This window comes from Methanosaeta sp. UBA356 (assembly GCF_002496465.1).
Taxonomy (GTDB): domain Archaea; phylum Halobacteriota; class Methanosarcinia; order Methanotrichales; family Methanotrichaceae; genus Methanothrix; species Methanothrix soehngenii.
Genome location: NZ_DAKC01000118.1, coordinates 34,614 through 44,648 on the forward strand (window position 1 = coordinate 34,614; position 10,035 = coordinate 44,648).

Below are 10,035 nucleotides of genomic sequence, written 5' to 3' on the forward strand. Positions count from 1 at the left end.
TGCCTTGCGCACTTTCATTGTCAGATAGACGGAATGAGTCTTATCCAGCCTCGAGAGAACAGAGGCCAACGGACCGGGAAAGGGATAATACCCCACTCCAATCAGTTGCTCCACATCAAATCCATGGTACCTGAACAGCTCTCGCAGAGATTCTGGGGTGAAGATCCTCAAATGAACCTCACCCCTGCTCGCATGAAGCATTCCGCATTTGGGGTCCAGAGAGTTGCCCACAATCACCTCATTGCTCACATGGGCAGTGAACGGCTGCTTGCCAAAAACTAAGGATAATATGTTATGCAGACCGGCGAGATTGGGTGTAGATATGACAGCATAACCACCGGGCTTGAGAATTCTGTGAACCTCTTTGATGAACCGATCTGTCTCGGACAGGTGCTCAAGCACCTGATTGGCATGAACGACATCAAAGCTCTCTGCTGCCAGGGGCAGGATTTCGTTCAGATCCGCCTGGCAGACTCTGATTCCTCGGCTCCTGGCCCGCTGCGCAGCCTCCTTTAAAAACTCGACTCCGAAGATGTTCAACGTTTTCGCCTTCTGGGCAATCCTCAGGGCAAACTCGCCATCAGAGCACCCCAAATCCATTATCTTCGCCCTCTCGTTCACCTCGATCAGGTCCAGTACAGTCTTGCGGTTCTCCAGATCGACGTTATGGTATAAAGATAACAGATTCATGGCGGCAGAAAATTCATGATTCGCGATTATTATCTGACCTCAGTAGAACCGGATCAGCTCTCCGATTCCCTCTTTCAGGCCGAACCTCGACCGGAATCCAATCGTCCTTTCCGCTTTGGCGGTATCAGCCAGGGTTTGCAGGACATAGTTTTTTATAGGATTTTCGGTGTACTGAGCTTCCAGGGACAGATCCATCATCCGGTTCAAGAGCTCTATCACCTCATTGAAGCTCCAGGCCTCGCCCGTTCCCACATTCAGTATCCCATGGTAGTCCGAATCCATGGCCAGCCGCATTGCCCGCACCACATCCAGAACATAGGTGAAATCCCTGGTCTGAGTGCCATCTCCGTATACAAGCGGCCTTTTGCCCGCTTTCATATCCCAGAGGAACTGAGTGACCATGTTCGCATACTGCTTTTTTGCCTCCTCCCGGGGACCGTAAACGGAAAAGAACCTCAAGCCCACCGAGGCTATGCCGTAAAGCCTCTGATAAAGCTCTGCCATCCGCTCCATGGCCAGCCTGGCCTCGGTGTAGTAGTCGGTCACCCCAATGGCCATATCCTCGCGGTGGGGAGGAAGAATGCCATTGTAAAGGGAGGAAGAAGAGGCATAGACCACCCTCGATCCTGACCTTCGGGCCAGCTCATAGATCGAGATAAAGCCGTTAATGGCCTCCCCCACCAGGCATGGATTCCTCTTGTACATGGGCGAGGATGAGGGTATTCCCAGATGGTAGATCTTCTGGGGATGAATATCCAGGGTGGACAGATCGTTGCAGCTCTTCTGGATCAGCTCCAGGCGGCCTTCCAAACCCGCCAGGTTCTCAGCGCTTCCGGTGTGCATATTATCCAGTACAAGCACATCCTCTCCTGCCCGCAAGAGATCCTCAACCAGATTCGAGCCGATAAAACCCGCGCCGCCCGTTACCAGTGTGCTCATGATTATCAATCACCTTTCGAGTCCCTTAGGACATCCGACCGCCCTATGGCCCGCAGAACCTCAATCGCTCCGTCCACTCGACTTCGCATTCCGGCCAGATTCTTCTCCTCCTCTGCGATCAGTCTCATCCTCTCTTCAATCATCCTTGCAGTCTCCTCCGGAGCAGGGCCGCCAATGTTTGCCCGGAGAGCCACATTGCTCACCGGGTCCAACGCCCTCAGCAGATGGTCATTGGAGAAGCCCCGTTCGCTGGCAGGAGACCCCCAGATCTCCAGACTGATCTCATCTAAGGTCCTCATTGTGGGCTCACCCTTTCCGGCCGCGATCCGGCCCACGATACTATGAGCGGTGCGAAATGGCATTCCTGTGATTCTCACCAGTGAGTCGGCCAGCTCGGTGGCGGTGGAAAAACCCAAGACTGAACTCTCTTTCAGATGCTCAAGGTTGAACCTCGATGAGGATAGGCATCCATCCAGGATCCTAACTGTGCTCAGCGTCCAGTCCAGGCTTCGCCATAGATGGGGCGTCACCTCCTGGAGGTCCCGGTTATAGCTCATTGGCAGAGCCTTGCAGATGGATAAAGCGGCCACTAGAGATCCTATCACCGAGCCGGTCTTGGCGCGGGCCAGCTCCGCAGTATCCGGATTTTTCTTCTGGGGCATGATGGAGCTGGTGGTAGCATAGAGGTTGTCCAATTCCAGATAGCCGAACTCGGATGAGGACCAGAGGATCAACTCCTCTGCCAGGCGGCTGCAATTGACCATGGCAATGGAGAGTGCCGCCAGGACCTCCAGGACGAAATCCCGGCTGGAGACGGCATCCATGCTGTTCTCCACCAGGCTGTCAAATCCCAGGAGATCAGCAGTCCGGGCACGATCGATATCAAATCCAGTGGATGCGAAGGCAGCTGCGCCCAGGGGGCTCTTATTGACCCTCCTATAGGCATCCTTTAGCCTATCCAGATCCCGAAGGGCAGCATCGGCATGGGCCAGTAGATGATGGGCCAGGGTGGTGGGCTGAGCATGCTGGGTGTGAGTGAACCCAGGGATGACGGATTCCCTGTGATTCGCCGCCAGGCGGACGAGCGTCTTGATGAAAGAGAGCTCCCCGTCCATCAGATCGAGCAGATCATCCCTCAGTGCGATGCGAATGCATGTCGCCACCTCATCGTTACGAGAGCGGCCGGTATGCATTCGCCCCCCTTCAGGACCCACCAGAGCAATGACTGCCGCCTCAATGGCCTCATGAACATCCTCTCCAGCCCCAAGGGCAGATCCCTCTTCGATCTCATCCAGAGCAGCAATGATCTTCGATGCGACCTCTTCGGATATCTGGCCCATCTCTTTCAGCATCACCAGGTGGGCCCTGTCCACCAGCAGATCGGCCAGGAATATCCTCTGATCAGCCTTACGGCTGGACAGATAATCGAGAATGTCCTCGCTGATCTCCCCCAAACGCTGATCCCGGAACATATCAGGTGGTATAGTTGGCGTTCACATTCACATACTCATGGGTCAAGTCGCAGCCAAAGCTGCGCGCGCTCCCCATTCCCAGGCCCAGGTCGATGTTTATTATGATCTCCTCCCCGGACATGATCTCTCGGGCCTTGTCCAGAACCTCCTCTGCGATCCGGCCCTTCCAGACGAGATCGACCTTCAGCCCCGAGCCTTCCAGCCCCAAGGTGACCAGGTCCGGATTCATCTCCGCCCCGGAGTAGCCCACAGCGCAGATGATCCTTCCCCAGTTGGGATCCGCCCCATAGACTGCAGTCTTAACCAGACTGCTCTTTGCCACCGCTTTGGCCGCCAGCCGGGCATCAGCCTCATTGCGGGCCCCGGTAACCAGGGTCTCGAAGAATTTGCTCGCCCCCTCCCCGTCCCTGGCCATCTGGCGGGCGAGATCCACGCAGACGTACCGCAAAGCCTGCTGGAAGTCCTCTATCCTGCCCTGCGCCCGACCGGTCGCGGTGAGGAGGACTATATCATTGGTGCTTGTATCTCCATCCACGGTGAGCATATTGAAGCTATCCCGGACGGCATCAGCCAGGCAGCTCTTGAGCACTTCCGGGGAGAAGTCGGCATCGGTAAATAGAAAGCATAGCATAGTAGCCATATTAGGCTCGATCATGCCCGCACCCTTGACTATTCCTGCCACCCGGAGTCCCTGGTGCTCTACAGCTACCTCCTTCTCCCTGGTGTCGGTGGTCATGATCGCCCTCTCCGCCTCCAGGCCGGCCTCCCCATCAGACCTCAAGCGCCCTCTTGCCTCCTCGAAGAGGCGGCCGATGATATCCATATCCATATAACGGCCTATGACCCCAGTCGAGGCCACGGCGATCCGCTCCTCATCGCTCTTCAGAAATCCGGCCAATAGAGAGGCCATCATCCTCGCATCTTCGACCCCCTGCGGCCCGGTGTAGGCGTTCGCGCAGCCACTATTAGCGATTATGCCATCCAGATGGCCTTTGGCCAGATGCTCTGCGGTGACAGCCAGCGGAGCAGCCTTTACCCGGTTGGTGGTGAACATGCCGGCTGCTGTTCCAGAAGCAGCAATTAGAGCCAGGCCGTACTTGCCCGCCCGCACTCCGCAGGCGCGCACCCCGTCAATGGCGCATATCCCGCCCTTAATCCTCTGCATGGGCCATCCCCAGACCGGATATGATATCGCCACGGGTCACTATCCCTACCAACCGACCGTCCTCGACCACCGGAAGGCGGTTGATCCGGTGGCGGGTCATAATGCTTGCTGCCTCCTCTATGGAGTCGTCCGGCCCGATCTCATGCAGGTTCCGGCTCATCACATCAGCAACCTCCTTTTCGGGGATCTCTTTCAAACTGGACCGCATCCGCTCCCATTTCACCAGGTCCCGAAAGGGGACCTCGAATATCTCGAAGGGGCTGGGGAGCCACAGACTCCCCTCAGACTCGTCCTCCACCGATAAGAGACGGAGAAGGTCCGACTCTGATACAATTCCCACCAGCCTCTCACCATCTAAAACCGGCATCCCGCTGATCTTGTTTTCCCTGAGGAGCCTGGCTGCCTCGCTCACGTTCGCCGATGCCTGCACCGAAACCGGCATGACGTTCATCACATCTCTGACCTTCATTTGTATCCACCACGTCTCCGTTTGCCTCTTTTAAGGCGCCATTCCCGGGAACCACAACCCAGTCCTCTGATCCAGTCCCGCCATGAGATTCATGTTCTGGATGGCCTGGCCGGATGCGCCCTTCACCAGGTTGTCTATGGCGGATACTACCACGATTCTGTCGCTGCCCTTCTCCGGCTCGAAGCTTATATCGCAGAAGTTGGATCCCCGGACAGCGCCAAGGCGGGGAACGACATCTGCCATGCGGACGAAGGGGGCATCTTTATAGAAATCCCGGTATATCCGGGCCACAGCCTCACGATCCTGCAGGGTGGTCTCTGCCCCCTCTTTGGCAAATACGTGAGCAGTGGTCAGAATACCGCGGACTGAGGGAATGACATGGGGGGTGAAGTTCACCTTGATCCCAGGCGAGAGAAGCCCAAGCTCCTGCTTTATCTCTGGGACATGCCTGTGGGTAGTGATCTTATAGGGAATAACATTCTGGGACATATTGGGATAGTGGCTGGTCTCCGTAGGCTCAATGCCTGCGCCAGAGATCCCCGATTTGGAGTCATAGACCACCCGATCCACCAGCCCAGCATGGGCGAGAGGTGCCAAGGCCAGGATGGCTCCCGTAGGATAGCAACCAGGGTTACCGATAAGCTTTGCCTCTGCCACCTCAGAATGAAGCTCCGGCAGGCCAAAGATAGCATCCCTTGGAGCGCGGTGTTTCATGCCATAGGTCTTCTCGAACACATCCACTGGCAGGCGGTAATCGGAGGATAGATCGATCACCCTCGTCCCGGCATCCAGGAGATCGGGCACCCAATCCATTGCCGTCCCATGGGGAACCCCAGTGAAGATTATATCGCAGCGCTCAGCCGCCTCTTTCGCGTTGAGCGCCTCGAAATTCAAAGCGTAAATGCTCTTAAGATGAGGATGAACCAGGCTCACAGGCTTTCCCGAGAGCTTGCGGGAGGTGACAAGTCTCACATCGACCTCGGGATGGTTTGCAAGGAGACGCAAGAGCTCCCCACCGGTGTAGCCCGATCCACCGATAATTCCTACATCTATCATGAAGGTTCCCAGAGAGCTACTGATATAAATTCGCCGCGCCTATTGGGGACAGCAGGATTCACATAGATGGAAAAGCTCCTTTGCGATGCCTTCAATCCTCTCCTTCTGCTCGAGGCTCACGAGCCAGCGCTGCGGTATCCATCTGGTTCCATAAGCTGCGCCAAATAGGTTTCCAGCGATGGAGGCGATAGAATCGGTGTCACCTCCGCCGCTGGCTGCAGCAATCAGCCCCTCCTCCGGCCGGAATCGCAAAAAGCAGTAAAAAGCAGATACCACCGTCTCTTTAGACAGAGGAGAATTTCTGATCCGGCCCCTGGCCTCCTCCGGCGGAAGATCGAGAAGGGATTGGACCCAAATGAGCCGCTCTGCCAGTTCCCGATCCACCCGGCCAGCCTGGCGGGCGGCACTCTCAAGGATTGTCTCCTTGGGGAGGTCAATAAGACAGAGGGCGACGCCCACTGCTACAGCGACCGCTCCTGCCCGAGAGGCGGGTGCGGAATGGGTGGGCAGGCTCTGCAGATCGGCATAGCTTCTTACCAGGTCCAGGTCGGAATGATATAATAGACCGATGGGAGCCGCGCGCATGGCTGATCCGCATGTGGGGATGCTGATGCCCGACTCCTGCCAGGGGGTGCCAGCGATCATGCTCATTATTGCAGAACGGGTGGCAAATCCCACTCCGCTCCAGAGCCGCTCATTCAGGCACCAGCTAGATCCCCAACTGGCGAGCTTGCTGGAAAAACCGTCTGCTGAGAAGCCGGAGTGCTCAATGAGCGACTCGGCGAGGAGCAGAGTCTCTTCTGTATCATCGGTGAACTGGCCGGCCCGGAGGCCAGCATGAAAATGCCCCTCCGGAGGGGGCATCATATCCACCATCCGACCGAAAATGGATTGGATCTCTCCTGCTGTATACCCTTCTGTAGGCATCCCCAGTGCGTCCCCTGCTGCACCCCCCAACAGACAGCCTCGAAAGCGATCCAGCTTATCCATATCCAGCAGAGCCATTATGCGGCCAGCATTCGGACTAGAGCGGTTGCATCGACCCTGCCATATCCACCCTGCTCCGCCGACTGCTCATCAAAGCGGTCTAAGCCGTCCGGCTCGATGCCCCGTCCCATGATGACAAAAGGAACCGGATCCCGGCTATGGGTCCTGATGGATATGGGGGTGGCATGATCTGGCAGGAGGAGAATGCGCCAGTCCTCTCCGCTCTTTTCCAGCCCCTCGATCACCGGTCCCACCACCATCTGGTCCAGAAGCTCAATAGCCCGGATCTTCCCCTCCAGGTCGCCCTCGTGGCTGGCCTCGTCCGGGGCCTCGACATGCAGATAGGCGAAGTCGTGACGGGAGAGAGCCTCAAGAGCTCCCTTCACCTTGCCGGAGTAGTTGGTGTCAATCGTTCCCGTGGCTCCGGGAACCTCTATCACCTCCAATCCGGCATAAACGGCGATGCCCCGGAGGAGATCCACGGCAGAGATCATGGCCCCGGTCAGGCCGTATAGGCTCAGGAAGGAGGGCATCGATGGTCCTGGACCCTGGCCCCACAGCCAGATGGCATTGGCTGGCCTCTTATTCTCTTGGATCCTTTTCCGGTTCACCGGATGGCCGGACAGCACCGATTTTGCCGACTCCATAAGCTCTAAAAGCACCTCTGCGTCCTCTCCCTGGGGCAGATAGTCAGCCACCGGCTGGTCGCTGATGTCATGAGGCGGGGTGCAGACTGCTCCCGCCCCCTTTTGCAGGACCAGGAGATGTCGGTAGCTAACACCGGCATACAATCTCTCATTCGGCATCAGGGGCTTTATTGCCTCGATCAGCTCACTGGCCTCTCCGGTGCTGATGTGCCCGGCACTGTAATCTCTCATTATGCCATCTTCTATGGTGACCAGGTTGCAGCGAAAAGCGATATCACTCTCACCTAGATGCACTCCCATGGAGGCCGCCTCCAGAGGAGCGCGGCCGGTATAATACCTGCGAGGATCGTAACCGACCACTGAGAGGTTGGCTACGTCGCTGCCCGGTGGAAATCCATCCGGGACTGTCAATGCCAGTCCGCTTCTCCCCAGCCGTGCCAGTAGGTCCATATTGGGCTTTTTTGCCACCTTTAGGGGAGTTTTTCCCTGCAGCTCCCCCAGGGGGAGATCGGCCATACCGTCCCCTAAAATCACCATCAGCTTCATTCGCGCCATCCCTATGAAAAAATAGTATTAAAATCCATTCATCGCTTCTGCTTTTTGGCCAGTTCTCGCGCTTCGCGCTCGCTTATCTCTGCCAGATGCTTGTTTAAAACCTTGGCCAGCTGGTTGAGCTTGACCCGATTGCAGGTCGCCCCTCTGGTGATGCCGGTGACAAGATCCACCACCTCCCCAAGGGTCTGCGTCTTCTGGCGGGAGGGCTTGACCAACCTGGTCTTCACCCCCTCTTTAGCGAAGTCCTCCAGGTCCATGGGACACTGGGCCACCACTACCGCGGGAATGTCCACCTGAGAGAGGATCTCCTTCGCCTTAAAGATCACATGGGATCGCACGTTTCCCAGATGGAAGACGGCGATCTTATGGCGCGCTATCTGCTCTACCTCTTTCTCGGACAGGCCGAAGGTCGGGCCGTAACCTCGCGACCCCTGAGGAAAGCTCTCCGGAACCCCGGTCCCTGCCTCTAAAACCAGAACGCTGGTCTGGATCCCCTCCCTGCGCAGGCCATATGTCATCTCGCAGACGGGCTTGGTAATATGTCGCCGCCCCGGTGACATGGCTATAGCGATTACATCCGGTTTTGTCGCCTCAGAGAGTGTGCCCCTCTGGGCCAGTCCGCCCCCCTTGGCCAGGCCCATGCTCTCCCGGCAATCGACTACTTGAGTTGTCCTGCCAATCATACCTCCATCTCTACAGGGATGGAATATAGATCTGACGAACTGCCTCCAGAGGGAGTTTTTTAAACCGGCGACCCCAGGAATAACCATGCTCCACTTTGTTGGTCTCGGACTTTATGATGAAAGAGATATATCTCTCAAAGGCCTGGAGGCGGTCCGCGCCGCAGACTGCATCTACGCCGAGTTCTATACCTCCCGGCTGATGGGAACCACATTGGAGAAGATGGAAGCGCTCTATGGGCGAAAGATCCATCCCCTCTCGCGACAGGAGGTAGAGGTGGACCCATCCTGGCTGGAGGAAGGCCGAAATAAGGATATAGTCTTTCTCTCCGGGGGCGATGCCATGGTCTCCACCACCCACCTGGACCTGAGGCTCAGAGCGATCAAGATGGGCATTGAGGCCTCTGTGATTCATTCCAGCTCCATTGTCACTGCCGTATCCGGCCTGTGCGGACTGCAAAACTACCGTTTCGGCCGATCAACCACCATTCCCTTCCCCTACGTCTCCCGGGGCCGCAGGATCATTCCCCAGACACCATACCAGGTGTTGAGGGAGAACCAGGAGCGCAATCTCCATACCATGCTATTCCTCGACATCCAGATGGAGCCGGTTGAGAGGTACATGACGGCGAATGAGGGGACAGCTCTGCTCATGGAGATGGAGGCCAATGCAGGAGAAAGCGGTCTTATGGAGGCGATTGCGGTGGGCATCGCCAGGGCAGGCGCCCCTGACGCCTCAGTGAAGGCTGACCTCCTCCCCCGTCTGCAGGGCTATGACCTCGGCGGTCCATTGCATATCCTGATCATCCCTGCAAGACTGCACTTCATGGAGGCAGAGGCTCTGCGGATTCTGGCGGATGCACCCGCAGACGCCGTCCAGTGCTAAGGGGATGTGGATACGAAGCGATGAGCCCATTAATCGGGATCTTATCTGCCGCCATGAAAAGCTATTAATAAGCCCGGAGTATTCTTTGGGCCATGCTGCAGGAAGGCGCCTTGCCAGCTTGCGCCCAAGATCGATTTCCATAGAGAGGATTTATGCCCAAGGTCACAGTGGAGATACCCCAGCACATCTTCGATGATGTTCAGGCCCATGTAGGAGAGGGAAAGAAGTTCGTGAGCTTCTCAGACGCAGTTAGATCTGCTCTGCGAAAGATGCTCGATCAACTGGATGAGATAGACAGAAGGCGGGGGCGCGCTCAGGAATGAAGTTAGGCCTGACCACAGAGTTCGATGCCGCCCACAGCCTGCCCGGCTATCAGGGTAAATGCGCCTGCATGCACGGGCATACCTACCAGGTGGAGATGGTGGTGGAAGGGGAGGTAGGAGAAGACGGCTTTGTCATTGACTTCTATCAGCTCAAGAAGATAATTGG

General features: G+C 56.8%; 12 protein-coding genes. 3 read left to right on the forward strand and 9 right to left on the reverse strand.

Annotated elements, in window-relative coordinates:
* The 9 genes from BP727_RS11410 to mcrC all read right to left on the reverse strand — a co-directional run.
* Positions 1-690, reverse strand: a 690-nt coding sequence (locus BP727_RS11410) for a class I SAM-dependent methyltransferase (RefSeq protein WP_286858901.1), incomplete at its 3' end; no start/stop codon positions are given.
* A gap of 39 nt (positions 691-729) precedes the next feature.
* Positions 730-1,629, reverse strand: coding sequence for an NAD-dependent epimerase/dehydratase family protein (locus BP727_RS11415; RefSeq protein ID WP_286858902.1), 900 nt, complete (start codon positions 1,627-1,629; stop codon positions 730-732).
* A 5-nt stretch (positions 1,630-1,634) separates the two neighbouring features.
* Positions 1,635-3,101: an argininosuccinate lyase gene (gene argH, locus BP727_RS11420; protein WP_286858903.1), complete on the reverse strand. Its 1,467-nt coding sequence runs from the start codon at positions 3,099-3,101 to the stop codon at positions 1,635-1,637.
* Position 3,102: 1 nt separating this feature from the next.
* Positions 3,103-4,266, reverse strand: a complete 1,164-nt coding sequence (gene argJ / locus BP727_RS11425) for a bifunctional ornithine acetyltransferase/N-acetylglutamate synthase (protein WP_013719157.1) — start codon at positions 4,264-4,266, stop codon at positions 3,103-3,105.
* Positions 4,253-4,735, reverse strand: a complete 483-nt coding sequence (locus BP727_RS11430) for a CBS domain-containing protein (protein WP_286858905.1) — start codon at positions 4,733-4,735, stop codon at positions 4,253-4,255. Before BP727_RS11430 ends, argJ begins: the two co-directional genes overlap by 14 nt.
* Positions 4,736-4,765: 30 nt before the next feature.
* Complete coding sequence (gene argC / locus BP727_RS11435) at positions 4,766-5,791, reverse strand: N-acetyl-gamma-glutamyl-phosphate reductase (protein ID WP_273271916.1); 1,026 nt, start codon at positions 5,789-5,791, stop codon at positions 4,766-4,768.
* A 39-nt stretch (positions 5,792-5,830) separates the two neighbouring features.
* Positions 5,831-6,796, reverse strand: coding sequence for an ADP-ribosylglycohydrolase family protein (locus tag BP727_RS11440; protein WP_286858907.1), 966 nt, complete (start codon positions 6,794-6,796; stop codon positions 5,831-5,833).
* Positions 6,796-7,971: a cofactor-independent phosphoglycerate mutase gene (locus BP727_RS11445; protein ID WP_013719153.1), complete on the reverse strand. Its 1,176-nt coding sequence runs from the start codon at positions 7,969-7,971 to the stop codon at positions 6,796-6,798. Before BP727_RS11445 ends, BP727_RS11440 begins: the two co-directional genes overlap by 1 nt.
* A 38-nt stretch (positions 7,972-8,009) precedes the next feature.
* Positions 8,010-8,663, reverse strand: a complete 654-nt coding sequence (mcrC, locus tag BP727_RS11450; RefSeq protein WP_013719152.1) for a methyl-coenzyme M reductase I operon protein C — start codon at positions 8,661-8,663, stop codon at positions 8,010-8,012.
* Between the two features lie 85 nt (positions 8,664-8,748).
* Between mcrC and dph5 the strand changes: the two genes are divergently transcribed.
* From dph5 to BP727_RS11465, 3 genes are all read left to right on the forward strand, one after another.
* Complete coding sequence (dph5, locus tag BP727_RS11455) at positions 8,749-9,546, forward strand: diphthine synthase (RefSeq protein ID WP_273271913.1); 798 nt, start codon at positions 8,749-8,751, stop codon at positions 9,544-9,546.
* Positions 9,547-9,698: 152 nt separating this feature from the next.
* Complete coding sequence (locus tag BP727_RS11460; protein ID WP_276619614.1) at positions 9,699-9,869, forward strand: ribbon-helix-helix domain-containing protein; 171 nt, start codon at positions 9,699-9,701, stop codon at positions 9,867-9,869.
* Positions 9,866-10,035, forward strand: a 170-nt coding sequence (locus BP727_RS11465; protein WP_286858919.1) for a 6-pyruvoyl trahydropterin synthase family protein, incomplete at its 3' end; no start/stop codon positions are given. The genes BP727_RS11460 and BP727_RS11465, both read left to right, overlap by 4 nt.